The following is a 25365-nucleotide window of genomic DNA, read 5'->3' on the forward strand; positions in this document are numbered from 1 at the left end:
GTCGAAATGGCGGTGCAAAGCTGGCGGAGATTATGTGCGAATTCAGCTTTCGAGCTGGCGCAGCAGGCTGCGCACGTCGCCGTCCATGTCGGCGTCGCGCTGGCGCAGGTCCTCGATCAGGCGCACCGCGTGGATCACCGTCGAATGGTCGCGCCCGCCGAACTTGCGGCCGATCTCGGGATAGCTGCGCGGGGTCAGGACCTTGGAGAGATACATAGCCACCTGTCGCGGGCGCACCACGGCGCGGGCGCGGCGCTTGCTGCTCATCTCCGCGCGGTCGATGCGGTAGAACTGGCAGACCGTGCGCTGGATCTCGTCGATCGTGATCCGGCGACGGTTGGCGCTGAGGATGTCGGTGAGCTGTTCTTCCGCCAGCAGGAGCGACACGTCCTGCCCGGTCAGCTGGGCATAGGCGATCAGCTTGTTGAGGCCGCCGACCAGCTCGCGCACGTTGCGGGTGATGGTGCGGGCGAGGAAATCGACCACGTCTTCCGGCACGCTCAGGGGGGCGAAGCGGGTGAGCTTGGAAACGAGGATCTTCTTCCTCAGCTCGATGTCGGCAGGCTGGATGTCGGCGACGAGGCCCATCGACAGGCGCGAGAGGAGGCGCGGTTCGACCCCGTCGAGCGCCTGGGGCGCGCGGTCGGCGGCGAAGACCAGCCGCTTGCCTTCGGCCAGCAGCGCGTCGATCGTGTAGAGCAGTTCCTCCTGCGCGCTCGCCTTGCCGATGATGAACTGGATGTCGTCCACCAGCAGCAGGTCGAAGCTGCGCAGCCGTGCCTTGAATTCGAGCGTCTGGCTCGACTTCAGCGCCTGCACGAATTCGACCATGAAACGCTCGGCCGAGCAGTAGAAGATGCGCGCGCGCGGGTGGACCTGGAGGTAGCCGTGGCCGATCGCGTGGAGCAGGTGGGTCTTGCCCTGTCCGGTCGCCGCCTTGAGGTAGAGCGGCGAGAACTGCGGCTGTTCGAGCGCGGCCATGCGCTGCGCCGCATTGCAGGCGAGGATGTTCGCCTCGCCGGTGACGAAGGCGGCGAAGGTCAGCGAGGGATCGAGCCCGACCGAGGAGGTGAAGGTCGCATCGCCAAGGCTGCCGGCGGCCATCGCGATCGCGCTCGCGCCGTCATTGGCGGGGCGGCGGCCATCGTCGAGGCGCAGGTCGGGCAGCTGGCGGCGGCCCGGGTGGACCATGATGTTGACCTTGCGCACTTCGGAGCGCGCGATGCTCCAGGCGAGCTGGAGGCGGTCGTGGAAACGGTCGCGCACCCAGTTGGCCGAGAATTCGGTCGGCAGGTAGAGATCGAGCGTCCCGCAGTCGCGGTTGAGCGCGCCCAGCTGGATCGGCTTGATCCACTGGCTGTGCAGCTGGTGGCCCAGATCCTTGCGCAGCCCCTGACTGATATCGGCCCAGTCGGCGGCGAGATTCACGGCTTCGGCGTCTTCCATCAGATGTTCGTCAGCCTGGCGGCCAGCGGCCCGCGCCTTGTCAGTCCTGTGCACAAGCTCATCCCCAATTCAAACACCGCCTGCTGGACCGCCCCGGATCCGGCAGACTCAATTTCGTTCCATTGCGACAGGCAAACGCCTTTCCCTTCCCCGGAATCGCAATTCCGAGGACCCCCCCTGTCGGTCAGTTTGTTAAAGCACCCGGACTGTCCCGCGCCGGGTGGAGTTCATGTAAAGAACGCATCGTGCCTGAGCGCAAGCGCGAGTTTTTAAAAAAAGTGAAATAATCCTGTTGACTCGCCTCTACCCCGCAGACTTGCGTTGAAGCGTCTGTTTTTCCGCGAAAATCCCGAAACCGGACACGCGAATCGCGGTGAATCCTGACATTTGTGCGGGAAAGAGTTGTCGCATTTGTCGCAATTGAAAAGGGCCGCGCTCGACGAGCGCGGCCCTTTGCCGTTTGCAGGCCTTTCGACCCCGTGTTCACCCCTAGATCGGGGCTAACGGAATCGCGGCGAATCGAATCAGAGCGTGGCGACCCGGCGGGTCAGGCGCGACATCTTGCGCGCCACGGTGTTCTTGTGAAGCACGCCGCGCGCGACGCCGCGGGCCATTTCCGGCTGGGCCGCCTTGAGCGCAGCAGCGGCCGCTTCCTTGTCGCCGGCTTCGCAGGCGGCTTCGACCTTCTTGATGAAGCTGCGGATGCGGCTCACGCGCGCGCCGTTGATGGCGGCGCGGTTGGCGTTGCGGCGGATGCGCTTCTTGGCTTGCGGCGTATTGGCCATATTCGTGTCTGTCTCGCGTTTGGTTCAGGCCGCCACAAGCGGCTGAAAGGAAATCCGTGGGTGTGCTCGAAAGGGGCGAGCAGACTCATGGTCCGACCGCCGGAAAGCGGCGCACATAGTCAGAAGTGCCCCTGAGGTCAACGATTCTCGCCTACTTCTGGCAGACGGGGCAGTACCAGGTGCTGCGGCCCCCTTGCGCGATGCGCTGGATCACGCCGCCGTCGTCCCTGCGGCAGGCCTCGCCCTCGCGGCCGTAGACGTCGAAGGAGCTGGCGAAGTAGCCGAGTTCGCCGTCGGGCCGGGCATAGTCGCGCAAGGTGGAGCCGCCGTCGCGGATCGAGGCCTCGAGCACGGCGACGACCGCGGGCACGAGGCGCGCCAGCTGCGGCCCCGTGACCTTGCCCGCGGGCTTGGTCGGCCGGATGCCCGCGCGCCACAGCGCCTCGCAGACATAGATATTGCCGAGCCCCGCCACGATCCGCTGGTCGAGCAGGCACAGCTTGATCGACTGGGTCTTGCCCCTGAGCGCCGCCTTGAGGTGGGCTGCCGTCAGCCCCGGGCCGAGGGGCTCCGGCCCGAGCGCGGCGAATTGCGGCCAGGCTTCGAGCGTCTCGGTGCCCACCAGATCGACCGAGCCGAAGCGACGCGGATCGCACAGGGCGAAGCGGTGCGAGGCGGTTTCCAGCAGCAGGTGATCGTGGGTGTCGGCGCTCTCGGGGTCGATCCGCCAGCGCCCGCTCATGCCCAGGTGGAAGATCATCGTCGCCCCGCGGTCGAGATGCACGAGGCCGTATTTCGCCCGCCGCGACAGCGACGTGACCGTGGCCCCCGTCATCACCTGCACGAGATCGGCGGGGAAGGGGCGCCTGAGGTCCGCGCGGTTGAGCTGGACGCGCGTGATCCGCTCGCCTTCGAGGAACCGCGCAAGGCCGCGGACGGTAGTTTCGACTTCGGGTAATTCGGGCATGGCCCGACCCCCCTAACACCCTTTGCCTATCGGGCAATTCCTTCTAGGGAACCGGGCATGAGCGACAACACCGACGAAACCGTCTCCTTCGGCTACCAGCAGGTCACCCCTCAGGAAAAGACCCGCAAGGTCGGCGAGGTCTTCTCCAGCGTCGCGCGCAAGTACGACATCATGAACGATGCCATGTCGGGCGGGATGCACCGGCTGTGGAAGGACCGCTTTGTCAGGCGCGTGAAGCCGCAGCCGGGCGAGCAGATCCTCGACATGGCCGGCGGCACCGGCGACATCGCCTTCCGCATGGCGGCCCGCGGCGCGCACATCACCGTCGCCGACATCAACCAGGACATGCTCGACGTCGGCGCCGAACGGGCGATGGAGCGGGGCTTTTCCGAGGAGGACGGCAGCCTCGTCTTCACCTGCCAGAACGCGGAAAGCGTGAGCTTCGCGTCGAACAGCTTCGATGCCTACACCATCGCCTTCGGCATCCGGAACGTCACCCACATCGACCGCGCCCTTGCCGAGGCCCTGCGCGTGCTGCGCCCGGGCGGGCGGTTCTTCTGCCTCGAATTCTCGACGGTCGAGTGGTCGGGGCTGAAGGAGGCTTACGACCTCTATTCCGAGCACCTCCTGCCGCGCATGGGGCAGGCGATCGCGGGGGATGCGGATTCCTACCGCTACCTCGCCGAATCGATCCGCCGCTTCCCGCCGATGCCCGCCTTCGAGGCGATGATCCGCCAGGCCGGCTTCGCCAACACCAAGGTCGAGCCGATCATGGGCGGGCTGGTGGCGATCCATTCGGGGTGGAAGATCTGAGCCTGTGACTTCCTCCCTCGTCCACCTTTCCCGCCTCGCCCGCTGGGGCGTGACGCTTGCCCGCCGCCGCGCGCTGGTGGGGATCGAGAATGATCCCAATGCGCCTGTCGCGGTGCGCCAGTTCGTGCGCCTCGCCCGCCTCGCGACGCTGACCGGCAAGCGCGGCAAGCCCGATTACGCGGGCGCCTTCCGCGCCATCGGCCCGGCTGCGATCAAGCTCGGGCAATCGCTCGCCACCCGCCCCGACCTTGTCGGCGAGGAGGCGGCGAACAATCTCCTGAGCCTGCAGGACTCGCTCCCGCCGGTGCCCTTCGCGCAGATCAGGGCGGCGATCGAATCGAGCTTCGGCCAGCCGCTCGAGAAGCTGTTCAGCGAGATCGACCCCGAACCGGTCGGCGCGGCCTCCATCGCCCAGGTCCACAAGGGCGTCACCACCGACGGGCGCAAGGTCGCGGTCAAGGTGCTACGCCCCGGCATCCGCGAGAAGTTCGCGCGCGACATCCAGACCTATGAATGGGCCGCCGCCCATGTCGAGGCGATGGGCGGGGAGGCCGCGCGCCTGCGCCCGCGCCTCACCATCGCCAACTTCAAGCGCTGGACCAATTCGGAACTCGACTTGCGGCGCGAGGCCGCCTCCGCCAGCGAACTAGCCGAGCAGATGGCGGGCGTCCCCGGCTACCGCATCCCGGCGATCGACTGGGACCGCACCAACGGGCGGGTGATGACGGTCGAGTGGATCGACGGGATCAAGATCAGCCGCGTCGATGAACTGCGCGCGCGCGGGCACGATCTGGCGGCGATCTCGGAACGGCTGGTGATCAGCTTCCTGACCCAGGCGATCAGCGCGGGCTTCTTCCATGCCGACATGCACCAGGGGAACCTGTTCATCGAGGACGACGGCACCATCGTCGCGATCGACTTCGGGATCATGGGCCGCATCGACCGCCGCGCGCGGCAATGGCTGGCGGAGATCCTCTACGGGCTGACGACGGGCAACTACCAGCGCGTCGCCGAGATCCATTTCGAGGCGCAGTACGTGCCCTCCTATCACTCGGTCGGCGAATTCGCGACCGCGCTGCGCGCGGTGGGCGAGCCGATGCGGGGCAAGCCGGTCAAGGAACTCTCCGTCGGCCAGATGCTCGACGGGCTGTTCGCGATCACCCGCGATTTCGACATGCAGACCCAGCCGCACCTGCTGCTCCTGCAAAAGACGATGGTGATGGTCGAGGGCATCGCCACCCAGCTCAACCCCGACATCAACATGTGGGACACCGCCGCGCCCTATGTGCGCGAGTGGATCCGTGACGAGTTGGGGCCGGAAGCCGCGCTGGCCGACCGGCTCAAGCAGGACACCGAGACCCTGCTGCGCCTGCCCGGCCTGATCCGGCGCGTGGAGGAGATGTTCCCGCCCAAGGGCGGCGCGCCCGAACCGCCGCCGCTGCCCGAGATCGTGCTGCTCACCGACAAGCGCGAGGGGCCGGGCGTGCTGGGCTACATCCTTGCCGCGCTCGGCGGGGCAGGCGCGCTGTGGGGGGCGATGGCGCTCGGCTGGATCGGATGAGGCCGCTCTCCGGCTGGCTGGCGCGCTGGGAGGCGCTCGGCCGGCCGTTCCCGCACCTGCCGCGCCGGGCGGCGCTGCTTGTGCTGGGGCTGGTCGCAGCCGCGCTGGCCTTGGGTGCGCTGGCGAGCGCGCCCGCATCACCGGCAGAATCGCCCGCAAGCCCCGTCGCCGCCGCATCGCCTGTGCCCGTGCGGGAGACCGGCGACATGGCGCTATATGCCCGCATCGCCGCGCGAGTGGCGGCGGGCGAGGGCTACTACGCCGCCGCGACCGCCGAGCATCGGGCGAGCGGCTATCCCGCCCGCCCCTTCGTCGCGGTGCGCCTGCCGACGCTGGCCCGGGTGCAGGCCGCGATCGGCACCGACGGTGTGCGCGGGCTGGCGCTGGTGCTGACGGCGGCGGGGATCGCGGCGCTGTGGCGGCGCGCCGTCCCCCTCGGCACGCTCCCCGAGCGGCTCGCTGCGAGCATCCTTCTCGCGCTCGGCGGCGGGGCGGCGGCATCGCCGGTGGCGGGGTATGATCACGATTTTATCGCCGGGCTGCTGCTGACCTTCGCGCTGCTCGCCTGGCGCCCGGATCGCTGGTGGCCCGCGCTCGCCGCCGCTGCCGCCGCCCTGGCGGTGCGCGAGCTGGCGGCACCCTTCGTGCTGCTGTGGCTGGCCTTCGCCTGCGCCGCGGGCCGCAGGCGCGAGGCGCTCGCGCTGCTGGCGCTACTCGGCCTCTTCGGGATCGGAATGTGGCTCCATTGTCTCGCGGTGGACGCCGCGCGCCTGCCGGGGGACCTTGCCTCGCAGGGCTGGAACGCGCGCGCCGGGTTCGGCCTCCCGCTCGCCGCGCTGGGCGAGCTGACCGGGCTGCGGTTCCTCCCGCCGCCGCTCGCCGCGCCGCTGGCGATCCTGCCGCTCGCGGGCTGGGCGGGGCTGGGCGGGCGCCTCGGGCTGTTCGCCACCCTGTGGTTCGCAGGGGTAGCCACGATGATGGCCCTGTTCGCGCGGCCTGCGAATTTCTACTGGATCGAGCTTGCCCTGCCCGCCTATGCGCTCGGCCTCGCCTTCGCCCCGCGCGTGATCGGCGAACTCCTGCGCCGGGCGGCGGGCGTTTCGGCAAGGCAAACTTAACCAAGCTTTGCGATGGGTGAGGCTTGCACTATGTCTGAATCCCGAGGGCGAGGCGCGAAAGGCGAAGGCGAGATGAGCGAGGCGGCAGCGGCAGCGGGTCATTCCCCACGCATCCTGCTGGTCGTGGGCGGCGGCATCGCGGCCTACAAGGCCTGCGAGCTGGTGCGCCTGATCCGCAAGGGCGGGGGCGAAGTGACCTGCGTCGTCACCAAGGGCGGGCAGCAGTTCGTCACCCCCATGTCGCTGGCCGCCCTGTCCGAGAACCAGGTCTATACCAGCCTCTTCGACCTCAAGAACGAGGCGGAGATGGGTCACATCCAGCTCTCGCGCGAGGCCGATCTGGTGGTGGTCTGCCCGGCGACGGCCGATCTGCTCGCCAAGATGGCCGCCGGGATCGCCGACGATCTCGCCACCACGCTGATCCTCGCCACCGACAAGCCGGTGATGGCCGTGCCCGCCATGAACGTGCGGATGTGGGAGCACGAGGCGACCCAACGCAATATCGGCCTGCTCAAGGCCGCCGGGGTCGAGGTGCTGCACCCCGACAAGGGCCCGATGGCTTGCGGGGAGTTCGGCTATGGCCGCCTGCCCGAGCCCGAGGCCATCTGGCGCGAGATCGCCGCGCGGCTCGGCATCGCCGTGCCCGAGCCGCAGCCCCAGCCGGCCGCGCTGCCCGTCGAGGCGCTCGAGCCCGAGGAAGCGGAGGAAGACGGCAGCGTCGCCCTGCCCGAGGGCATTCTCGGCGGGATGCTGTCGCGGATCATCCCGCGTTCCACCGCCAAGCGCACCCATGACGAGATCGAGGCCGAGTACGAGGACCTGCCCGAGCACATCCCCGAGGACTTCCTGCCCGAAGGCTTCGAGGACTTCCCGCCCGAGGAGCCCGCGCCCGAGTTCAAGCCCGATTTCAGCGGCCCGCTGCTCGCCAAGAAGGGCAAGGCCGGCGCCGCCCCGCCGATGGATGCGGGCGCTCTCAATCACCTGATCGATCCGCGCAAGGCGCCCCCCGCACCCCAGGCGCCCGAGGTGCCCGAGGACATCGAGGCCGATCTCGGCGAGGTGCCCGGGGGCGAGGACTTCGGCCTTTCGGCGGGTCACCGGCCGTTGCACGGTCGCCACGTGCTCGTCACGGCCGGGCCGACCTGGGAGGCGATCGATCCGGTGCGCTACATTGCCAACCGTTCGAGCGGGAAGCAGGGCTTCGCCATTGCCGCCGCGGCGGCCGCGATGGGCGCGCGGGTGACGCTGGTGTCCGGGCCGGTCGCGTTGAAGACCCCGGCGGGCGTGAGCCGCATCGATGTCGAGAGCGCGCGCGACATGGCCGAGGCGGTCAAGCGCGCGCTTCCCGCCGATGTCGCGGTGATGGTCGCCGCCGTCGCCGACTGGCGGCCCAAGGAATATCGCGGCACCAAGATGAAGAAGCGCGGCGATGCGCCGCCCGCGCTGATGCTGACCGAGAACCCCGACATCCTCACCAATGTCGCGGGCGCGCCGCGGCGGCCCGAACTGGTGATCGGCTTCGCCGCCGAGACCGACAGCGTGCTCGACAACGCCAAGGCCAAGCGCAAGCGCAAGGGTGCGGACTGGATCGTGGCGAACGATGTCAGCGGGGACGTGATGGGCGGCGACATGAACCGCGTCACCATCGTCAGCGGCAACGGGATCGAGACGCTCGAGGAGATGCCCAAGGCTGCGGTGGCGATGGCGCTGGTCGAACGGATCGCGGCGGCGCTGCACGCCGAGGCGGCGGAATGAGCGTTCGGGTCGAGGTCAAGCGCCTGCCCCACGGCGCGGGCCTGCCGCTCCCTGCCTATGCCACCTCGGGCGCGGCAGGCATGGACGTGGTGAGCGCCGAGGACGTGACCATCGCGCCGGGCGCCCGCCATGCGGTCGCCACCGGCCTCGCGCTGGCAATCCCCGAAGGCTACGAGATCCAGGTGCGCCCGCGCTCGGGCCTTGCGCTGAAGCACGGCATCACCGTGCCCAATACCCCCGGCACGATCGACAGCGATTACCGGGGCGAGCTGAAGGTGATCCTGATCAACCTTGGGCCCGAACCCTTCGCGATCCAGCGCGGCGACCGCGTCGCCCAGCTGGTGCTGGCCCCCGTGGTACAGGCGGCGTGGGACGAAGTCGCGGAACTGGACGCCACGACAAGGGGCGAGGGCGGTTTCGGCTCCACAGGGGGCCACGCGAAGCTCTAGGTTTGCGGGCCGCGCTGGCGCCGGAGACAGAGGTCTGCGCCAAGAACGACGGCAGATAACAAAAAAGGCGGCGCGATCCCCTGCGCCGCCTTCTTTTTCCCGTCCAAGGGTCTGTTGCGTGTAGCCTTACACCATCAATCGGTGGGGCGCACGGTCTTTTCGTTGTCGTCGCGGATCGTGATGCGCACCGTCTCGCCCGAGTTGCCCGGGAAGTCGGTGAACAGCGCGTCCACGAGGTTGGGCACCAGGCGCGGCAGGCGGTTCGAGCGCGACACGGCCTCGGCCTTGCCCTCGAACAGGCGCTGGCCGTCGACGCGGCGGTCGATCTTCAGGTCGATGGCGCTGGTGTAGACGGTGTAGCTGCGCACGTTCGGGCCGCCGAAGAACGGGTCGTTGAAGCCGAAGCCCCAACCGCCGCCCCAGCCGCCCCAGCCGCCCCACGGCCCCCACGGGCCGCGCGCGAAGCCGGCGCCGTTGAGATCGGTGCGCACCCGCTCGCGCCCGCCGTCCACGCGGTAGTCGAGCCGGACCAGCATGTCGGCGGTCTCGGGCGAGGCCGCGCGGGCATAGCCGAGCTGCGTCATCTCGGCCGCGACGGTGTCGGCATAGGTGGCGAATTCGAGTCCGCCGGCATTCTTGGGGTCTTCCGGCACCACGGCGAAGGTCTGGCCTGCCGGCGCGGGCAGCGGCACGGCAAAGCGCGACACGTCCGCCTTGAACGGGGTGGAGCAGGCCGTCGCCCCGATGGCCAGCGCCACCGGCAGGGCAAGGCGGGTCAGGGACTTCATCGACATCATGGTACGCAACATGGCACAACCCTCGTTCTCAGGCCATTGCATTGCCGGCAATGACCGTTGTGCGCGATATCATATCGCGTGCGAATGAACGTCAATTGAATATTTGCCGCGCGCCGGCCCCGCTTCGTCGCAAGGTTGCAGAGGTCAGTGGCGCACCAGCCCCAGCGCCCGGTAGGCCGCATCGAGCGTCGGCGTGCCGCGCTCGCGCGCCTTGGCGGCGCCGCGGGCGAGGATCGCGTCGAGCGTCTCGTGGTCGTCCTTCAGCGCCACGAAGCGGTCCCGGATCGGCCCGAGCTTCGCCACCAGCAGATCGGCAAGCGCCGGTTTGAAGGCGCCGAAGCCCTGCCCGCCATATTGCGCCAGCACCTCGGCCTGCGACTGCCCGGCGAGCGCGGCATAGATGCCCACCAGATTGCGCGCCTCGGGCCGCCCCTCGAGGCCCGCTTCCTCCGAAGGAAGCGGCTCGGGGTCGGTCTTCGCCTTCTTCACCTTCTGCGCCATCGTGTCGGCATCGTCCGAGAGGTTGATGCGGCTCATGTCGGACGGGTCCGACTTCGACATCTTGGCGCTGCCGTCGCGCAGGGACATGATCCGCGCGGCCTCGGCCGGGATGATCGGTTCGGGCAGGGTGAAGATCGGCGCGTCTTCGGTGCCGAAGTCGTTGTTGAACTTCTGCGCGATGTCGCGGGCAAGCTCCAGGTGCTGCTTCTGGTCCTCGCCCACCGGCACGTGGGTCGCCTGGTAGAGCAGCACGTCGGCGGCCTGGAGGACAGGGTAGGTGAAGAGCGCGACCGATTGGCCCTCGCGGTTCTTGCCGGCCTTGTCCTTCCACTGGGTCATGCGGTTCAGCCAGCCCATCCGGGCCGTGCCGTTCAGCAGCCATTGCAGCTCGGGGTGCTGCGGCACCTGCGCCTGGTTGAACAGGATCGCCTTGTCGGGATCCAAACCGCAGGCGACCAGCGTCGCCACCAGCTCGAGCGTGGAGGAGCGCAGCTCGGCCGGATCGTGCGGCATCGACAGGGCGTGGAGATCGGCGATGAAGATCAGGCACTCGCCGCCCGCCGCGTGGGCATCGTCCTGCAGCTTCACGTAATTGCGGATCGCGCCCAGGTAGTTGCCGAGATGGGGCTTGCCGGTGGGCTGGATGCCGGAGACGACGCGCATGGTGTTTCCCGAAAGGTTAGCTCTGGCGGCGCATTAGGCGCTGGACCGTGGCCTTGTCGAGAACTCCCAGCAGCACCGTCGCCGCGCCGTAGGTCACGAGGCTGGTGCCGATGATCGCCCCCACCGCCGCAAGACGCAGCGTGAACGGTCCGTCGAGCCACGGGGTGATGGCCTGCATCAGCGCCCACAGGGCCGCTCCCATCGCGGCTGCGGCCAGCGCGATCCGGCCGATCCGGCCGAGCACCCGTGCGGGCAGGCGGAAATAGCCGCGCCGCGCCAGCACCGTACCCAGCAGCGCGATGTTGACCCACGCGCCGAGCGCGCCCGCCAGCGCGAGGCCGACCACGCCGAACAACGGCACCATCAGGAAGTTGAACCCGACCGTCACCACCAGCGAGGTAGCCGCGGTGTAGACCGGTGTCTTGGTGTCGCGGCGGGCGAAGAAGTTGGGGGTCAGCACCTTGACCAGCACATAGGCGGGCAGCCCCACCACCAGCGCCGAGGTGACCATTCCGGTCACCCGCGCATCCTCGGCGGTGAAGGCCTGTCCCTCCATGAAGGCCTTCACGAAGGCGAACCCGGTGATGAACAGTGCCACCGCGCAGGGCAGGGTGAGCAGCATGGCAAGCTCGATCGCATTGGCCTGGAGGCGCACCGCCTCCTCGTCCTCTGCGCGGGAGATGTAGCGCGACAGGGCGGGCAGGATCGCGGTGCCCAGCGCGATACCGATGATCCCGAGGGGCAGCTGGTTCCAGCGGTCGGCCATCGCCATGTAGGTCAGGCTCCCGTCCGGCAGGCCGCGGATGAAGGCGAGGTCGATGAAGCGGCTGATCTGGTAGACGCCCGCGCCGAACACGGCGGGCACGATCAGCACGCCCATCTCCTTGACGCCGGCGGTCACGCGCGGCGCGGCGCGCGGGATGCGAAATCCTGCGCGGCGCATAAACCAGTAGAGCCAGAGCAGTTGCAGCAGCCCGCTCACCGAGACCGCGATGGCGAGGCCCACGCCCGTCATGGCGCGGGTCGCCTCGCCTGCGGGCTGGAGCGCGCCCCACACCAGCGCGGTCAGCAGGCAGATGTTGAGCAGGATCGGTGCCGCCGCCGCCGCCGCGAAGCGCGACAGCGAATTGAGGATCGCCGCGACCAGCGTCGCGAGGCTCATGAACATCAGGTAGGGAAAGGCGATCCGGCCCATCGTCACGGCCAGATCGAACATCGCCGCATCGCCGCGCAGCTCCTCGTTGGCGAAGGCCCACAGCACCCAGGGCATCGCCAGCATCATCAAGGCGCCGAACACCACCAGGATCGGCAGCAGCACCGCCAGCACCTCGCCCGCGAAGCGCCTGGCCGCGTTCTCGTCCTCGGCCATCTGGCGGTTGAAGAGCGGGACGAAGGCGCTGGCGAAGGCGCCCTCGGCGAAGAGGCGGCGGAACAGGTTGGGCAGCTGGAAGGCGAGCTGCCAGGCGTCTGCCGCCCCGCCCGCGCCCAGCACGCGGGCGAGCAGGATGTCGCGGGCGAAGCCGAACAGGCGGCTCACCAGCGTGAGCCCGCCGATCGTGCCGACGTTCTTCAGAAGGCTCATGGGGGTGCCGAACCCTGCCAGTTACCGTTCGTGCTGAGCCTGTCGAAGCACTGTTCTTCTTCTTTCCGCAGATTGGATCAAAAGAAAGGACAGCCCTTCGACAAGCTCAGGGCGAACGGGAAGAGGGATGATCGGCGATCAGGCGTTGCCCGTCACCGGCTTGATCGGCTCGCCGCCCGCGGCTTCCTCGGCGCGGCGCGCGGCGAGCTGCTGGGCGTAGAGGCCGTTGAAGTCGACCGGGTCGACCATCAGCGGCGGGAAGCCGGCATCGCGCACCGCATCGGCCACCACGCGGCGGGCGAAGGGGAACAGGAGGCGCGGCGCCTCGGCATAGAGGAAGGCGTGGGCCTGGTCCTCGGGAACGTTGCGCATCCCCACGAGGCCGCAATAGGCGAGCTCGACGATATACATCGTCCCGCGCTGCGAGGCGGCGGTCAGCACCAGCTTGAGCGTCACTTCGTGGAGGTCGGCGGCCTTCGGCTCCGCGCCGATGTTGAACTGCACGTCGATCTGCGGCGGCTCGGGCCACTGGAACACGTCGGGCGCGGCCGGGTTCTCGACCGAAAGGTCCTTCACGTACTGGGTGATGATCCCCACCGCCGGGCCGGTGTCGGCGCCGTTCGGCTGGGGGCCTTCGCCCGCGGTGGCATCCAGATTGGTGAGCACGCCTTCTTCTTCGGCCATGATGAGACTGGTCTTTCGCAACGGATGAAAAGGGGGGCGCGCGGCAAGCCTGCCGGTGCGCCCTCGAACGGCCATGCGCCTAGCAGGGGCGCGGGGCTGCCGCAACCACGGCCGATGCCGCCGGGGCTTTCGGCCCGCATGGCAACCTATCGGGCGTTGGCGAATTGTAATCAGACCCCATTTAAGGCAGGGTGGCTCGTCCATGGGCAAGGACGTGCCGTAGCTCGACCCTGTGCCCTGATTGAAGATCGGAAATCCCTGCCGTGCTCGAAATCGTTCTCCTCGCCATGGTCGCCGCCTTCCTCGGCCTGCGCCTCTATTCCGTCCTCGGCCGCCGCGCCGAGCAGGAGGAGGAGCCCGCGGTGCAGCGCTTCGAATCGGACGACAAGCCGGCGATCCGCCCGGCCGCCGTGCCCGCGCCCGTCCCGGCGCCGCGCGCGCCCGAGCTCGAAGGGGTGATGCCCGCAGTCGAGCGCGCCCTTCGCGAGATCGCCGCCGCCGACGGCCGCTTCAACCTCGCCCAGTTCCTCGAAGGCGCGCGCGGTGCCTATCGCATGATTCTCGAAGCCTTCTGGAAGGGCGACCGCGAGACCCTGCGCGAGCTGTGCGACGATGACGTCTATGCCGGCTTCATCGCCGCGATCGACGCGCGCGAGGCGGCGGGCGAGACGATGGACAACACCCTCATCCGGATCGAGGAAGTGCGCATCCACTCGGCCGCGCTCGATGGCCGCATGGCGCGCATTGCGCTGCTCTTCGTCGCCGACATCGCCGCCGTCACCCGCGACAGCGCAGGCAACGTGATTGCCGGATCGCTCGACGACGCGATCGAGAGCCGCGATGTCTGGACCTTCTCGCGCAACGTTTCGGCGCGCGATCCCAACTGGCTGCTCGACGAGACCGACGAGGGTTGATCGAGAGTTGATCGGCGGGCCGCGAAGGCCCTTCGCAAGGGAGAGTTTGGCGATGCGCGGGGTTCTGGCTCTGGCCGTGATGCTGGCGCTGGGGGCTTGCGGGCGGGTGGTGCCGCAGGGCACCGTGCCGCCGCCTGCCGTGACCGCGCCCGTGGCCCCGCTGGCCGCCAATGCCGTGCTTGCCGGTGTGGCGCTCGGCCCCGCTTTCGCCGCGCTGTCTGTCGCAGAAGCCGATGCGCGAGGTGCGCTTGCCGGCTTCATCGAATCCTGCCCGCGTCTGCTCGCCCGCGAGGATGCGAGCGGCCTCACCCGTCCCGATGACTGGCGCGGCCCCTGCGAGCGTGCGCGCTCGGCTTCGCCCTCGCGCGCGCGGGAATTCTTCGCGGCGGAGTTCACCCCCGTGCAGATCGGCGACGGCAAAGCCTTCGCCACGGGCTATTTCGAGCCCGAGATCGCCGGCAGCCGCACCCGCCGCCCCGGGTTCGAGGTGCCGGTCTATGCCATGCCGACCGATCTGGTGCGCGGCTGGCCCGACGACGTGAAGCCCTCCGAACGCACCGGCCGCCCGCCGCTCGGGCGCTATGACGAGCGGGGCCGCTTCGTGCTCTACCACGACCGCGCGGCGATCGAGGACGGGGCGCTCGCAGGCAAGGCGCGGGTGATCGCCTGGGCCGCCGATCCGGTCGAGTTCTTCTTCCTCCAGATCCAGGGCTCCGGTCGGCTGATCACGCCCGAGGGCGAGGTGATCCGCATCGGCTATGCCGGGCAGAACGGGCGCGAATATGTCGGCATCGGCGGCGTGATGCGCGAACGCGGCCTTCTGGGCAGCGGGCCGGGGAAATACTCGGGCTCGATGCAGGGCATCATGGCCTATATCCGCGAAAACCCGCGCGAGGGCCGCGATCTCATGCGGCTCAACAAGAGCTGGATCTTCTTCCAGGAGCTGACCGGCGACGGGCCGCTTGGCGCGTTGGGCGTGCCGGTGCGGCGCGAGGCCTCGGTGGCGGCGGACCCGGCCTTCGTGCCGCTGGGCGCGCCGGTGTGGCTCGATCTCGACCGGCGCGAGGCCAACGGCCTGTGGATCGCGCAGGACACCGGCGGGGCGATCAAGGGCGCGAACCGCTTCGACACCTTCTGGGGCGCGGGCGAGGATGCGCGCCGGATCGCGGGCGGCATGAGCGGGCGCGGGCGCGCCTATGTGCTGCTGCCCAAGGCCGCCGCTGCGCGGCTCGCCCGGTGATGCGGACGCCGCGGGGGCTGACGACCGGCGAACAGGCGGCCTGGGCGCACCTCGCCGCCAGCGTAAAGCCGCTGCCGGGGAAGCGCCGTCCCGATGCTCCCCTTCAGGGGAGGGGAACCACCGAAGGTGGTGAAGGGGCGACCAAGGCCGCCCCGCCCGGCAAGTTCGTCAAGCCGGCCAAACCCGCGCCAAAGGCTCCGCTCATCAAGCCGCGCCCGCCCCTCCACCATGCTGCGCATGGTCCCCCTCCCCTTAAGGGGGAGGATCAACAGGGTCTCGATTCGCATTGGGACCGGCGGGTGAAGGCGGGGCGGCTGGAGCCGGACCTGACGCTCGACCTCCACGGCCACACCCTCGATACCGCCTATGATCGGGTGATGAGCGCCCTCGACCAGGCCCGCGCGATGAACGCACGGGTGGTGCTGGTGGTGGCGGGGCGCGAGCGCCCGGTCGATCCCGCCGACCGAATGACGCGTCGCGGGGCGATCCGCGCCAAGCTGCTCGACTGGCTTGCCGCGAGCCGCCACGCCGATGCCATCGCGGCGGTGCGCCGCGCACATATCAGGCATGGCGGCGAGGGCGCGCTCTATCTCGTGCTGAGGCGGCGCTAGCCACCTTCCGGGGAGGCGGAGCCTCAGCGTGGCTTCGCGGCCGGGATCAGCAGGCGGGTCCGCGCATCGGGGGCCTCGCGTGACACCGCCAGCGCGCCGCTCGTCTGCCCCGCCGCCTCGGCCCGGAAGGTGCCGAAAGAGAGCCCCTCGAACAGCACGTAGCCGTCGAAATCGGTGACCGCCCGCGCCGCCTCGCCGCCTTGCGCGTCGCGCAGGATCACCGGCACGCCTGAACGCGGGGTGCGCTCGTCCCCGGCGACCAGCAGCACCTGCACCTCGGTGCTCCCCGTGGGGCGCAGGCCGATGGGGACATGGCGGACTTCCCCGGGGCGCAGGGCGATGCGGTCACCGGCCCTGGCGGGGCGCAGGGTGAAGTCGGAAAGGCTCGCCATCTGCACTTCGAGATCGGTCGAGGGCCCCGGCGCTATGCCCCCGATCAGTACGCGCCCTGCGGCGTCGGTCGCCTCGCGCCGCAGCGCCGCGCCGACGATGAAGCGGCCCTCCCCGACCCCGGCCTCGGCGGGATCGCGGGTGCCGTCGCCGTCCTCGTCGAGGAACAGTTCCGCCATGATCGCCCCCGAACGCGTGATTCCGGCGGGCGCGGTGCGCCAGCGGTCGGGGCCGCGAAACAGGCCGAGGGTTACGCCGATTCCCGCCCGCCACCCGTCCCCCTCGCGCCCTGCCGAGGCGCTGAGGCCGAGGGGTCCGAAGGTCCGCGCGAAGGTCACGCCGCCGCCGATCCGGCCGCTCTGCGCCTCCCAGTCGAGATCGAGCGCGACATTGCCCTGCGCCCCCAGCCGCCGCGCGGCGGAGAGGCTGGCCCCGTCGACCCGCCAACCCGCCCGGTCCGAGGCGGTAATGCCGCTCCTGAGGCGCCATTCGCCGTGCCTTGCCGTGAGGCCGAAGGCGGCGGTGCCGATCCACGGGGTCGTCCCCTCGCGCACCGCGCCGAGCGCGAGGTTCGCCTGCCAGTCGGCCATCGGCAGCACCGCCCGCGTGGCGACGATCTCGCGCCGCCCGCCCCGCCGCAGCGCGCCGCTCTGGAAGCGCGCCTGCCAGGGGAGGCTCAGCCGTCCGAGGCCGATGCGGCCCTGCCCGGCGAGGGTCATGACGCTCGCGAATTCGCGCACAAGCGGGGGGAGGCCGGGGCTATCGTCGGTGCCGTGACGGGCGAGGTCTAGAGTCAGGTCCTGCGCCCCGAACCGCCGCGCCAGCCGGATCGCCCCGCCGAGCCCTCCGGCGCGGTCGCGCGCGCCGGTCACCGCCCACAGCCCGCCGCCCAGCGCGCCGTTGAGACCCAGCGCGACGGCGGGTTTGCCCTCCAGCCCGGCGCGCAGATCGAGCCGCGCGGTGACATCGGGGGTCATTCCCCAGTCGAGGCTGGCGAAGGCGGTCGGCCCGGCGGGCTCTCCGGCGAGCGTCTCGCCGATCAACGGGCGCCCGCCGTCGACCACTCCGAAGCTGAAGCCGACCTCGTTTTCGGGGTTCATCTCGGTGCCGACCAGCCGGGCGAAGACCTGCTCGTCGGTCTCGCCATTGGGGCCGTAGAGGCGCACCACCCAGCGGTTCTCCCCGATCCGCACCGGGATGTCGCCGAACAGCCATTGCCCGGCCGCGTCCGGGGTGCGGGTGACGGCGACGAGGCGTTCCTCGTGCCACAGCTCGGCCTCCCATCCGGCGGGGAGGGGGCCGGAAAGGGTGATCGTATCGACCAGATCGGCCCGCCACGGTGCGCGCGAGGAGACCACCAGCCCGCGCCCCGATAACGCGTCGGCGATCAGCGGCTGGGCCGGGGCGGCGATGTCGCCGAGCGCGATGCTGCGCGCGCCCAGCGGGCCGAGCAGGTCGGGCGTGTCGCGGGCTTCGGTAAAGGCGAGCCCGGCGGTGAGCCGGCCGTCACCGCCCAGCGCGATGTTCGCGCGGCCGGCCATGCCGAACAGGGCGCCGCTCGCCAGCAGGCTGGCCGAAAACTGGCGGCCCTGCGGCGCGATCCCCGCGCCCGCGCCAAGATCGGCGCTCCACAGTTCGGCGCGGCGCTCGGGGCGGGGGAGCAGCGGGAAGGCGGGGCGCAGGGTCTCGGGCCGCAGCCGTGCCTGCCGCTCCTCGCGCGCAAGGCGCATCAGCACCGGCAGGGCGGCGGTGGGGGCGAGCACGAGGCGCTGGCTCACCGTGTCGTGGGTGAGCGACAGGGGGAGATGGGCGGGCACATGGGCGAGCGGCAGGCAGTCGCCGGAGGGGCTCGGGAGCAGGGCGGCGGCCGGGATGGTGACGCTGCGACGCGGCTCGGGGAGGGTGAGGGCAATGCCTTCGCCCGTCTCCTCGTGCGCCAGTTCGAGCGCCTCCAGCAACGGAAGGATCGCGACGCAGGCGCCGCCTCCGGCCCCGAGATCGTGGAGCGGGATGGCGTCGGCGATCAGCCTCCCAGCAGAGAAAAGGGCCGGAAGGGAGAGCCCGTCAGCGGCCTGACCGGCGCGCTCGGCAGCAGGCTCGCTGCCGAAAAGCCGATCGAACAGCCCGTCTTCTTGCGCCCGAACCGGGGCAGCGCCTGCGCCGAGCAGTCCGGCTGCGCACAGCAGCAGGGCCAGCCAGCGCAGCGGCCTGAACCTTGGGCGGAACATGGGGGATCGCCGAGCCGGGTCATACGCTCAAAGCGCCGCGGTCAGGCTGGCGAGCAGCTTGCCGACATTGGCCGGATCGCCCGCGTCGGTGGAGGTGTAGTCGATCCGCACCCGCTTGCCCGCCAGCTGGCTGCGCACCTCGGGCGGCAGCGGCACGATCACGTCGCGGGCGGTGTTGGGGGTGTAGATCGCGACGCCCCGCACCAGCCAGGCGGGTTGCTTCGCGCCTTCGGGGGTGAAGCTGACATCGCCGTAGGTCGAGCGCGTGCCCGAGCGGGTCAGACGGACGACGAGCTGGTCGGGCGCCTCCTCGCGCAGCGCGGCGCTGTCCATCGTGACACTTGCCTCGAGCGCGCCGACGCGCAGGATGATGGGGATGGTGATCGAGCGGATCGCGACGAGTTCGATCGACAGGCTGTTGTCGGCCGGACCCTCTCCCGCGACGCTCGCCGCGCCCGCGCTCACGGGGGCGGACATCAGGCGCAGGTGCGAGCGGTATTCGCCCGGGGCGAGATCGCCAGGGGCGCTCGCCATGATGCGCACCACCTGGCGCGCGCCAGGTTCGAGCACCAGCTGGCGCGGGGAATAGCGCAGCTTGTCGTCGGCGAAGGCCTCGCCCTCCTGCGCGGCGGGAGCATCCTCGAGACTGCCGTCCGCCAGCATCCGGCGGTTCTCGATGCCGATGCGGAAGGCGGCGGTCTCGGTGCCCTTGTTGACGAGCACGAGTTCGGACGAGCGCGCCTCGGGGCTCAGCACCACGCGGGTGGGGGCGACCAGCAGTTCGGCGGCGGCGGGCACGGGAGCGGCAAGCGCCGCAGCGAGCGCGGCGGCGAAAGACAGGCGGAGCATGGGGAAGACCTCGGGATGGCAGGGGTGGTCTTGGGCATGGCGCGGGGGGGGGGAAACGGGACCGTGCGGGGGAAAAAGCGCGGTCCCGTCCCCCCTGCCACGGAGGGCTTACTGGTATTCCACCGCGACGGTGAAGCTACCGGTGTACTTGCCCGCTTCCTGGCGCACGCCGACATCGAGCGTCCCGCCGACGGTGAAGCTGTCTTCGCCCTTGAGGAGCTGGCCGTTCGCCTTCGAGCCGGTGAAGTCCGCGACGCGCATCGCGGTGCCGTTCTCGTTGACGATCTTGATCTCCTTGGGGAGCGAGATGGTGTAGAAGGCGTCGGCCTCGCCGGTCACCGCGAAGGCGGCGGCGGTGTGGTCGGCGGTCAGGCAGGTCAGCGCCGGGCCGCACTTGCGGCTGCCGTCGGCGGCGACGGTGACGATGTCGGCAACGCTGGTCGAGGGCGCGATGGTGCCGAAGTAGAGGTCGGTCACGTTGCTGATCTCGAGCGGGGCGATGATCTTGGCACCGGCGCCGGCATCGGCCGACTGAGCCTGGGCCGAGGTGGCGGCGGCGAGCGAGGCGAGCACGACGGCTCCGGCAAACAGCTTGTTCATGTCATTGGTCCTTCTTGGTCTGGTCATGTCCAGCGGCAGGAGTGCCGTGGCTGACCCCCGGATGGCGGACCGGCGCGGGCCTGTCGTGATCGCGCAAGGCTAATCCGGGGCGCGAAAGGGTTGAGGCCAGCTAACGCGCGGATAGCGGCCTGCCCGCAGGGACAGGGTCACCTATACGAAAGGATAAGTTTTCTCCCTTATGGCCGGATTGCGCGGGCGACGCGCGTGAACCAACCGGGGCTCCTGTTTGACGCGACCTTCCTGACGGACTGCACCACATCATGCTCGAGCCCGATTTCACCTATCCGCCAATCCCGCATGACGAGCCCGAGCGCCTCGCCGCGCTCCACCGGCTGGCGGTGCTCGACACGCCGCCCGAGCCCGAGCTCGATGTCATCACCCGGCTTGCCGCCGACCGCTTCGACACCGCGATCGCGCTGGTCAGCCTGGTCGACGAAGGCCGTCAGTGGTTCAAGTCGCGCCACGGGCTCGAGGCGTCCGAGACCTGCCGCCGCGACAGCTTCTGCGGGCACACCATCGCCGGAAGCGGCGTGATGGTGGTGCCCGACGCCTCCGAGGATACGCGTTTCAGGAACAACCCGCTGGTCACCGGCGCGCCGCATATCCGCTTCTACGCGGGCGCCCCGCTGGTGCTCGCGGACGGGCACCAGGTCGGCACGCTTTGCGTCATCGACCCGGCCCCGCGCGAGGGCTTCTCGGCGCGCGAGGCGGACATTCTCCAGCTGATGGCGCGGCAGGTGGTGGCGTTGCTCGAAGGGCAGCAGGCCCGGCGGGAGCGGCGCATCGCCCAGCTGATCGCCGAGACCACCACCGACGCCTTCGTCTGCACCGATGCCTATAGCCGCATCATCCTGTGGAACCGCGCCGCCGAGGCGATGTTCGGCTGGAGCGCCGAGGAGGCGCTCGGCCAGAGCCTCGACCTCATCATCCCGCGCCAGCATCGCAAGGACCATCACGCCGGGGTCGCGCGGCTGCGCGCGCGCGCGCCGGTCAAGCTGGTCGGCCAGACGGTCGAGGTGCCCGCCTTGTGCAAGGCCGGGCACGAGTTTCCCGTCGAACTCTCGCTCGCGATGTGGCCCGAGGAGGCCGGCCCGGACGCGGGGCCGGCAGGCTTCGCGGCGATCATACGCGACATCTCGGCCCGCAAGCTCGCCGAGGCCGAACGGGTCGCGACCGAGGCCCGGCTTGCCCGCCAGGTCGCCGCGATCGAGGCTTCGGACGACGGCATTGCCCTGACCGATGCCGAAGGGCGCTTCATCTTCATGAACCGCGCCCATGCGACGATGTTCGGCTATCCCGATCCCGATGTGCTGGTGGGCGAGCCGTGGAGCGCGCTCTATGCCCCCGAAGAGGCGCAGCGCATCAACGACGAGGCCATGCCGCTGCTGTTCGCCCACGGCCAGTGGCGCGGCGAGACGCAGGGACGCAGGGCCGACGGTTCGCCGGTCGACCAGGAGATCGCGCTCTCGCTCGCGCCCGACGGCGGGATCGTCTGCGTCACCCGCGATGTCGGCGAGCGGCGCGGAATGGAGCGCGAGAAGGCGCGGCTGCGCGAGCAGCTGATGCTGGCCCAGCGGCAGGAGGTCGTCGGGCAGCTCGCAAGCGGGATCGCGCATGATTTCAACAACCTCATCGCCGCGATCTCCGGCACGGCCGAACTGCTGCGGCATATCGACGACAACCGCGTGCGGCACCATTCGCTGCGGATCCAGTCGGCGGCGACCACCGCGGCGGGGCTGGTCGAGAAACTGCTCACCCTCGGTCGCCGGGTGCCGCACCCGCGGCTGGTCGACCTGCGCCGCACCCTGTGGGACGTGCGCGATCTGGTCGCGCCGAGCCTTACCGATCCGCTGCACCGCATCGAGCTCGAGCTGCCGCCTGCGCCGCTGATGGCGCTGACCGACGACACCGAGCTGAACCAGGTGGTGCTGAACCTCGTGCTCAATGCCCGCGACGCGTTGCGCCCGGGCGAGACCGCGCGGATCAAGCTCGAGGTGCTGAGTGCCGAGGGCTACCAGCCGACCGGCAAGCTGATGCTCGGCACCGTGCCCTCCGGGCCCGCGGCGCTGATCCGGATCAGCGACACCGGGATCGGCATCCGTCCGGAGGAACTCGAACAGGTGTTCGAGCCCTTCTTCACCCACAAGGGCGAGGCGGGGACAGGGCTGGGCCTCGCGGTGGTGTCCGGGATTATCGCCAGCAATCGCGGCGCACTGGCGATCCAGTCGTGGCCCGATTGCGGGACGGTGTTCGAGATCTGGTGGCCGCTCGAGCCGGTAGGGGCCGGCGATCCGGCAACGGATCGCGAGGCGGCGGCGCGGCCCGGTTCGGGGCTTGCGGGCAAGGCGGTGCTCGTGGTCGACGACAACCCCGGCGTGGTCGACGTGGTCACGGCAATGCTCGAACAGGTCGGCGCCGAGGTCGGCCCGTGCCTCGATCCTGCCGATGCCGTGGCGGTGATCCGCGAGGATCCGTCGGCCTGGGATCTCGTCATCACCGATTACGACATGCCGAACATGAACGGCGCGCAGCTCGCCAAGGCGCTGCGCCGTTACCGCGCCGACCTGCCGGTGCTGCTGCTGACCGCCCTGCCGCGCGTCCACCAGCTCCATCAGGGGCCGGAGGGCGGCTTCGACGGCGTGCTCGGCAAGCCGACCGGCGCGGCGCGCCTTGCGGGCGCTGCCGCCGCCGCCATCGAGGCGGCTCGCGAAAGGACGAAACAATGCGCATCCTGATCGCCGACGACCACGAACTGCTGCGCGACGTGCTGCGCTCCTATCTCGAGGCCGAGGGCGGCTTCGCGGTGGATACGGTCGCCGATCTGCCGCAGGCGCTCGCCGCCATCGCCGCGGCGGCGCCGCCCTATGATCTCGTGGTGCTCGATTTCGGGATGCCCGGGATGGACGGCTATGCCGGGCTGGAGAAGGCGCTGGCGGCGAGCTTCGGACGGCCGGTCGCGCTGATGAGCGGCCTTGCCCCGCACGATGTCGCCGAGCGAGTGCTGGCGTGCGGTGCGGCGGGCTATCTGCCCAAGACCCTGCCCGCGCGCTCGCTGGTCAACGCGATCCGCTTCATGGCGGCGGGCGAGACCTACATGCCGATCGACCTCCACCGACCTGCGCGCAGTCCTTCGGGCGAGAGCGGCGGCCTTTCCCCGCGGGAACGGCAGGTGCTGGCGGGGCTGTGCGCGGGGCAGGCGAACAAGGAGATCGCCCGCGATCTCGACCTGCGAGAGCCGACCATCAAGCTCCACGTCAAGCTGATCTGCCGCAAGCTCGGCGCGAAGAACCGCACGCAGGCGGCGATGATCGCGCGCGAGCGGGCGCTGGTTTGAGGCGCGCGCCGCTCAGTTGCGGCACTTGAGCGCGATTACCTGCCGCGCCAGCGCAGAGGGCCGTCCGCCCGCCCGGCGGAATTCGTCGTCGATGCATTGCTGCTTCGCGCTGCGCGTATCGGGATAATCGCCGCGCACCCGGCGGTCGTAATCGAGCACGTCCTGCAATTCCTGCGGCGACAGGTCGCCGACCGACCGCCGCCCCTCGCGCAGGGCGACGAGATTGTCGCGCGCGCGGGCGAAGCGTTCGAGAACGGCGGCCTGCTGGTCCGGCGTCGGCGTCGCGGGCACGGCCGGCGACGGTCGCACCACTAACCGCGTCTCTCCGGCCTGCTGAGCGTGGGCAGGCAGAGCGAAGGCGGACAGGGCTCCAAGCGATGCAACCAGGAACATCCGCATCATCACCACACTCCCTCGCGCATCGCCTGCTGGCGCGCCGTCTCGCGTTCGCTGGTGCTCTGCGGCGGTGCGAAGTCGGGCATCGGCGGCAGGCTGCCCGCTTGTTCATAGGTCGCGATGAGCGTGCCCTGAACGCCCGCACGCTGCTCGACCAGCGCCAGCAGGCCCGGCTGCGTGCCTTCGCCGAACAGGCGCTTGCCCTGTCCCAGCACGGCTGGGAAGATCAGCAGCGTCAGCCGGTCGATCAGCCCGGCGGCGAGGAGCGGGGGATAGAGCGTGCCCGATCCCTGGATGACGAGGTCGGGTCCGTCGGTCTGCTTGAGCGCCGCGACATCTTCGATGCCGGCGAGATGACGGCTGTTCGCCCAGTCGAGGTTCGGTGTGCCGCGCGACAGGACATATTTGCGGCAGGCGGTGAAGGCGCGGCCCATGTCCGCGCCATCGCCCTCCGGTCCGACATGGGGCCAGTAGCCCGCAAAGATGTCGTAGGTGCGCCGCCCCAGCAAGAGGTCGTAGTCGCGCCCGAACAGACGGTCCATTTCCTCGCCCACCGTCGGGTCCCACAGCTTGAACACCCACCCGCCCTCGGTAAAGCCTCCGGTGACGTCCTCGTGCGGCCCGCCCGGGCCCTGCATCACCCCGTCGAGCGAGACGAAGGCGGCGGCGTGAATCCGGCGCATCAGCCTTCTCCCCGCCGCGCCGTGTCGATGGCGGCGACGTCGATCTTCTGCATGGTCATCATCGCGGCAAAGGCCCGCGCGGCCTCGTCCCCCCCCGCCGCGAGGGCCTCGGTGAGGGTGCGGGGCGTGATCTGCCAGTTGATGCCCCAGCGGTCCTTGCACCACCCGCAGGCGCTTTCGGCGCCCCCGTCGCGGGTGATCGCGTCCCAGTAGCGATCGGTTTCTGCCTGGTCCTCGGTCATGACCTGAAAACTGAACGCCTCCGTCTGCGGGAAGATCGGTCCGCCGTTGAGCCCGAGACAGGGAATGCCGAGGACGGTGAACTGGACCGTGAGCACATCGCCCGCCTTCCCCCCGGGAAAGTCGGTCGGCGCATGGTGGACCGCCTCGACACTGCTGTCGGGAAAGGTCGCGGCATAGAACCGCGCCGCCTCCTCGGCGGCGGTATCGAACCACAGGCAGATGGTGTTCTTGTGCATCGGGTCTCTCCTCTCCCTCGTCAGTCTTTCGCCCGTGTCGCACGCGGTTCAGCGCGGCACCACGCTTATTCCCCCGTCGGTCTCGAGAATCGCATGGCGCACGCCCTCGATCCGGTCGATGCCGTGCTTGAGGCGTGCGGCGGTCAGGATGTCGTCGATGCCGGTGCGCGAGCGGCGCAGCGCGCGGTAGTCGATCACGCCTTCGCTGATCAGCAGGGTAGGCGCCCCGTCGATCAGACGGTCGATCGCGGGCGACCAGCGCTTGAGATAGGAAAAGCCGATGTCGAGCACGGTCAGCGTCGCGATCAGCACCGCGGCGTTGACGATCGAGAAGTCGTTGCCGAGCAGCGCCTGCTGCGTGGTTTCGGCGATGATCAGCATCAGCACGAAATCGAAGGGGGTCGCCTGCGCGATGGTGCGCCGCCCCGAGGCGCGCAGGATGACGAGCAGGATCAGGTAGACCGCAGCGCCGCGGATCACCGAGTCCATGGCCCCGTCC

The 25365-nt window shown here is 70.0% G+C and carries 24 protein-coding genes; 10 read left to right on the forward strand and 14 right to left on the reverse strand.

Features of this window, described 5'->3' with window-relative positions; genetic code table 11:
• Window positions 1-42 precede the first annotated feature (42 nt).
• The 3 genes from dnaA to mutM all read right to left on the reverse strand — a co-directional run bounded on the left by dnaA (window position 43) and on the right by mutM (window position 3198).
• A complete protein-coding gene (gene dnaA / locus ACMX37_RS02390) occupies window positions 43-1446 on the reverse strand; it encodes a chromosomal replication initiator protein DnaA (protein ID WP_483147370.1) in 1404 nt (467 codons plus the stop codon).
• 524 nt (window positions 1447-1970) lie between these two features.
• Window positions 1971-2231: a 30S ribosomal protein S20 gene (gene rpsT / locus ACMX37_RS02395; protein ID WP_088915304.1), complete on the reverse strand. Its 261-nt coding sequence runs from the start codon at window positions 2229-2231 to the stop codon at window positions 1971-1973.
• Between the two features lie 151 nt (window positions 2232-2382).
• A complete protein-coding gene (gene mutM / locus ACMX37_RS02400; protein ID WP_483147371.1) occupies window positions 2383-3198 on the reverse strand; it encodes a bifunctional DNA-formamidopyrimidine glycosylase/DNA-(apurinic or apyrimidinic site) lyase in 816 nt (271 codons plus the stop codon).
• Window positions 3199-3255: 57 nt separating this feature from the next.
• On the opposite strand from mutM, the gene ACMX37_RS02405 reads away from it, so the two are divergent.
• The 5 genes from ACMX37_RS02405 (at window position 3256) to dut (ending at window position 8894) form a co-directional block, all read left to right on the forward strand.
• Window positions 3256-4011: a class I SAM-dependent methyltransferase gene (locus ACMX37_RS02405; protein WP_483147372.1), complete on the forward strand. Its 756-nt coding sequence runs from the start codon at window positions 3256-3258 to the stop codon at window positions 4009-4011.
• Window positions 4012-4015: 4 nt separating this feature from the next.
• Window positions 4016-5572 (forward strand): 2-polyprenylphenol 6-hydroxylase, encoded by a 1557-nt coding sequence (gene ubiB, locus ACMX37_RS02410; RefSeq protein ID WP_483147373.1) that lies wholly within the window; start codon window positions 4016-4018, stop codon window positions 5570-5572.
• On the forward strand, window positions 5569-6690 hold the full coding sequence (locus ACMX37_RS02415) for a hypothetical protein (RefSeq protein ID WP_483147374.1): 1122 nt from the start codon (window positions 5569-5571) through the stop codon (window positions 6688-6690). Before ubiB ends, ACMX37_RS02415 begins: the two co-directional genes overlap by 4 nt.
• A gap of 72 nt (window positions 6691-6762) precedes the next feature.
• Window positions 6763-8445, forward strand: a complete 1683-nt coding sequence (locus tag ACMX37_RS02420; RefSeq protein WP_483147375.1) for a bifunctional phosphopantothenoylcysteine decarboxylase/phosphopantothenate synthase — start codon at window positions 6763-6765, stop codon at window positions 8443-8445.
• On the forward strand, window positions 8442-8894 hold the full coding sequence (gene dut / locus ACMX37_RS02425; RefSeq protein ID WP_483147376.1) for a dUTP diphosphatase: 453 nt from the start codon (window positions 8442-8444) through the stop codon (window positions 8892-8894). The genes ACMX37_RS02420 and dut overlap by 4 nt, the downstream gene beginning before the upstream one ends.
• Before the next feature lie 134 nt (window positions 8895-9028).
• Here dut and ACMX37_RS02430 read toward each other — a convergent pair whose 3' ends face one another.
• The 4 genes from ACMX37_RS02430 to secB form a co-directional block, all read right to left on the reverse strand.
• Entirely contained in the window at window positions 9029-9703 is a 675-nt protein-coding gene (locus ACMX37_RS02430; RefSeq protein WP_483147377.1) for a DUF4136 domain-containing protein, read from the reverse strand.
• A gap of 132 nt (window positions 9704-9835) precedes the next feature.
• Window positions 9836-10855: a tryptophan--tRNA ligase gene (gene trpS, locus ACMX37_RS02435; protein ID WP_483147378.1), complete on the reverse strand. Its 1020-nt coding sequence runs from the start codon at window positions 10853-10855 to the stop codon at window positions 9836-9838.
• Window positions 10856-10871: 16 nt separating this feature from the next.
• Complete coding sequence (gene murJ / locus ACMX37_RS02440) at window positions 10872-12437, reverse strand: murein biosynthesis integral membrane protein MurJ (protein ID WP_483147379.1); 1566 nt, start codon at window positions 12435-12437, stop codon at window positions 10872-10874.
• A gap of 138 nt (window positions 12438-12575) precedes the next feature.
• On the reverse strand, window positions 12576-13121 hold the full coding sequence (gene secB / locus ACMX37_RS02445; protein ID WP_088915295.1) for a protein-export chaperone SecB: 546 nt from the start codon (window positions 13119-13121) through the stop codon (window positions 12576-12578).
• A 263-nt stretch (window positions 13122-13384) separates the two neighbouring features.
• Between secB and ACMX37_RS02450 the strand changes: the two genes are divergently transcribed.
• From ACMX37_RS02450 to ACMX37_RS02460, 3 genes are read left to right on the forward strand one after another with little or no spacing between them, the layout of a single operon-like run.
• Window positions 13385-14035: a Tim44/TimA family putative adaptor protein gene (locus tag ACMX37_RS02450; protein ID WP_267890701.1), complete on the forward strand. Its 651-nt coding sequence runs from the start codon at window positions 13385-13387 to the stop codon at window positions 14033-14035.
• Window positions 14036-14087: 52 nt separating this feature from the next.
• Window positions 14088-15275, forward strand: coding sequence for a murein transglycosylase A (gene mltA, locus ACMX37_RS02455; RefSeq protein ID WP_483147380.1), 1188 nt, complete (start codon window positions 14088-14090; stop codon window positions 15273-15275).
• The gene (locus ACMX37_RS02460) at window positions 15275-15886 is read left to right on the forward strand and encodes a Smr/MutS family protein (protein ID WP_483147381.1); all 612 of its coding nucleotides are present in this window, start codon (window positions 15275-15277) and stop codon (window positions 15884-15886) included. Before mltA ends, ACMX37_RS02460 begins: the two co-directional genes overlap by 1 nt.
• 23 nt (window positions 15887-15909) lie before the next feature.
• Here ACMX37_RS02460 and ACMX37_RS02465 read toward each other — a convergent pair whose 3' ends face one another.
• The 3 genes from ACMX37_RS02465 to ACMX37_RS02475 form a co-directional block, all read right to left on the reverse strand.
• The gene (locus ACMX37_RS02465; RefSeq protein WP_483147382.1) at window positions 15910-18504 is read right to left on the reverse strand and encodes a hypothetical protein; all 2595 of its coding nucleotides are present in this window, start codon (window positions 18502-18504) and stop codon (window positions 15910-15912) included.
• Between the two features lie 27 nt (window positions 18505-18531).
• Window positions 18532-19353 (reverse strand): fimbrial biogenesis chaperone, encoded by an 822-nt coding sequence (locus ACMX37_RS02470; protein ID WP_483147383.1) that lies wholly within the window; start codon window positions 19351-19353, stop codon window positions 18532-18534.
• A 108-nt stretch (window positions 19354-19461) separates the two neighbouring features.
• Window positions 19462-19953 carry a DUF4402 domain-containing protein gene (locus ACMX37_RS02475; RefSeq protein ID WP_088915290.1) on the reverse strand — a complete coding sequence of 164 codons (492 nt, stop codon included), beginning with the start codon at window positions 19951-19953 and terminating at the stop codon, window positions 19462-19464.
• Between the two features lie 281 nt (window positions 19954-20234).
• On the opposite strand from ACMX37_RS02475, the gene ACMX37_RS02480 reads away from it, so the two are divergent.
• A complete protein-coding gene (locus ACMX37_RS02480; RefSeq protein WP_483147384.1) occupies window positions 20235-22709 on the forward strand; it encodes a hybrid sensor histidine kinase/response regulator in 2475 nt (824 codons plus the stop codon).
• Window positions 22697-23308 carry a response regulator gene (locus tag ACMX37_RS02485; RefSeq protein ID WP_483147385.1) on the forward strand — a complete coding sequence of 204 codons (612 nt, stop codon included), beginning with the start codon at window positions 22697-22699 and terminating at the stop codon, window positions 23306-23308. The genes ACMX37_RS02480 and ACMX37_RS02485 overlap by 13 nt, the downstream gene beginning before the upstream one ends.
• Window positions 23309-23320: 12 nt before the next feature.
• Here ACMX37_RS02485 and ACMX37_RS02490 read toward each other — a convergent pair whose 3' ends face one another.
• The 4 genes from ACMX37_RS02490 to ACMX37_RS02505 are packed head-to-tail and all read right to left on the reverse strand — an operon-like array spanning window position 23321 to window position 25355.
• On the reverse strand, window positions 23321-23710 hold the full coding sequence (locus tag ACMX37_RS02490; RefSeq protein WP_483147386.1) for a hypothetical protein: 390 nt from the start codon (window positions 23708-23710) through the stop codon (window positions 23321-23323).
• The gene (locus ACMX37_RS02495; protein WP_483147387.1) at window positions 23710-24387 is read right to left on the reverse strand and encodes a dihydrofolate reductase family protein; all 678 of its coding nucleotides are present in this window, start codon (window positions 24385-24387) and stop codon (window positions 23710-23712) included. Before ACMX37_RS02495 ends, ACMX37_RS02490 begins: the two co-directional genes overlap by 1 nt.
• Window positions 24387-24866 carry a VOC family protein gene (locus ACMX37_RS02500; protein WP_483147388.1) on the reverse strand — a complete coding sequence of 160 codons (480 nt, stop codon included), beginning with the start codon at window positions 24864-24866 and terminating at the stop codon, window positions 24387-24389. The genes ACMX37_RS02495 and ACMX37_RS02500 overlap by 1 nt, the downstream gene beginning before the upstream one ends.
• A gap of 48 nt (window positions 24867-24914) precedes the next feature.
• Entirely contained in the window at window positions 24915-25355 is a 441-nt protein-coding gene (locus ACMX37_RS02505; protein WP_483147389.1) for a DUF421 domain-containing protein, read from the reverse strand.
• Window positions 25356-25365 lie beyond the last annotated feature (10 nt).

Source organism: Porphyrobacter sp. THAI-01a (assembly GCF_056868655.1).

What these genes read in the sequence shown, in the direction of transcription:
- dnaA (WP_483147370.1), bottom strand. Translation starts at nt 1,446, where the DNA reads ATGGAAGACGCCGAAGCCGTGAATCTCGCCGCCGACTGGGCCGATATC.
- rpsT (WP_088915304.1), bottom strand. Translation starts at nt 2,231, where the DNA reads ATGGCCAATACGCCGCAAGCCAAGAAGCGCATCCGCCGCAACGCCAAC.
- mutM (WP_483147371.1), bottom strand. Translation starts at nt 3,198, where the DNA reads ATGCCCGAATTACCCGAAGTCGAAACTACCGTCCGCGGCCTTGCGCGG.
- ACMX37_RS02405 (WP_483147372.1), top strand. Translation starts at nt 3,256, where the DNA reads ATGAGCGACAACACCGACGAAACCGTCTCCTTCGGCTACCAGCAGGTC.
- ACMX37_RS02415 (WP_483147374.1), top strand. Translation starts at nt 5,569, where the DNA reads ATGAGGCCGCTCTCCGGCTGGCTGGCGCGCTGGGAGGCGCTCGGCCGG.
- ACMX37_RS02420 (WP_483147375.1), top strand. Translation starts at nt 6,763, where the DNA reads ATGAGCGAGGCGGCAGCGGCAGCGGGTCATTCCCCACGCATCCTGCTG.
- dut (WP_483147376.1), top strand. Translation starts at nt 8,442, where the DNA reads ATGAGCGTTCGGGTCGAGGTCAAGCGCCTGCCCCACGGCGCGGGCCTG.
- ACMX37_RS02430 (WP_483147377.1), bottom strand. Translation starts at nt 9,703, where the DNA reads ATGTTGCGTACCATGATGTCGATGAAGTCCCTGACCCGCCTTGCCCTG.
- trpS (WP_483147378.1), bottom strand. Translation starts at nt 10,855, where the DNA reads ATGCGCGTCGTCTCCGGCATCCAGCCCACCGGCAAGCCCCATCTCGGC.
- murJ (WP_483147379.1), bottom strand. Translation starts at nt 12,437, where the DNA reads ATGAGCCTTCTGAAGAACGTCGGCACGATCGGCGGGCTCACGCTGGTG.
- secB (WP_088915295.1), bottom strand. Translation starts at nt 13,121, where the DNA reads ATGGCCGAAGAAGAAGGCGTGCTCACCAATCTGGATGCCACCGCGGGC.
- mltA (WP_483147380.1), top strand. Translation starts at nt 14,088, where the DNA reads ATGCGCGGGGTTCTGGCTCTGGCCGTGATGCTGGCGCTGGGGGCTTGC.
- ACMX37_RS02460 (WP_483147381.1), top strand. Translation starts at nt 15,275, where the DNA reads ATGCGGACGCCGCGGGGGCTGACGACCGGCGAACAGGCGGCCTGGGCG.
- ACMX37_RS02465 (WP_483147382.1), bottom strand. Translation starts at nt 18,504, where the DNA reads ATGTTCCGCCCAAGGTTCAGGCCGCTGCGCTGGCTGGCCCTGCTGCTG.
- ACMX37_RS02470 (WP_483147383.1), bottom strand. Translation starts at nt 19,353, where the DNA reads ATGCTCCGCCTGTCTTTCGCCGCCGCGCTCGCTGCGGCGCTTGCCGCT.
- ACMX37_RS02475 (WP_088915290.1), bottom strand. Translation starts at nt 19,953, where the DNA reads ATGAACAAGCTGTTTGCCGGAGCCGTCGTGCTCGCCTCGCTCGCCGCC.
- ACMX37_RS02480 (WP_483147384.1), top strand. Translation starts at nt 20,235, where the DNA reads ATGCTCGAGCCCGATTTCACCTATCCGCCAATCCCGCATGACGAGCCC.
- ACMX37_RS02485 (WP_483147385.1), top strand. Translation starts at nt 22,697, where the DNA reads ATGCGCATCCTGATCGCCGACGACCACGAACTGCTGCGCGACGTGCTG.
- ACMX37_RS02490 (WP_483147386.1), bottom strand. Translation starts at nt 23,710, where the DNA reads ATGATGCGGATGTTCCTGGTTGCATCGCTTGGAGCCCTGTCCGCCTTC.
- ACMX37_RS02495 (WP_483147387.1), bottom strand. Translation starts at nt 24,387, where the DNA reads ATGCGCCGGATTCACGCCGCCGCCTTCGTCTCGCTCGACGGGGTGATG.
- ACMX37_RS02500 (WP_483147388.1), bottom strand. Translation starts at nt 24,866, where the DNA reads ATGCACAAGAACACCATCTGCCTGTGGTTCGATACCGCCGCCGAGGAG.
- ACMX37_RS02505 (WP_483147389.1), bottom strand. Translation starts at nt 25,355, where the DNA reads ATGGACTCGGTGATCCGCGGCGCTGCGGTCTACCTGATCCTGCTCGTC.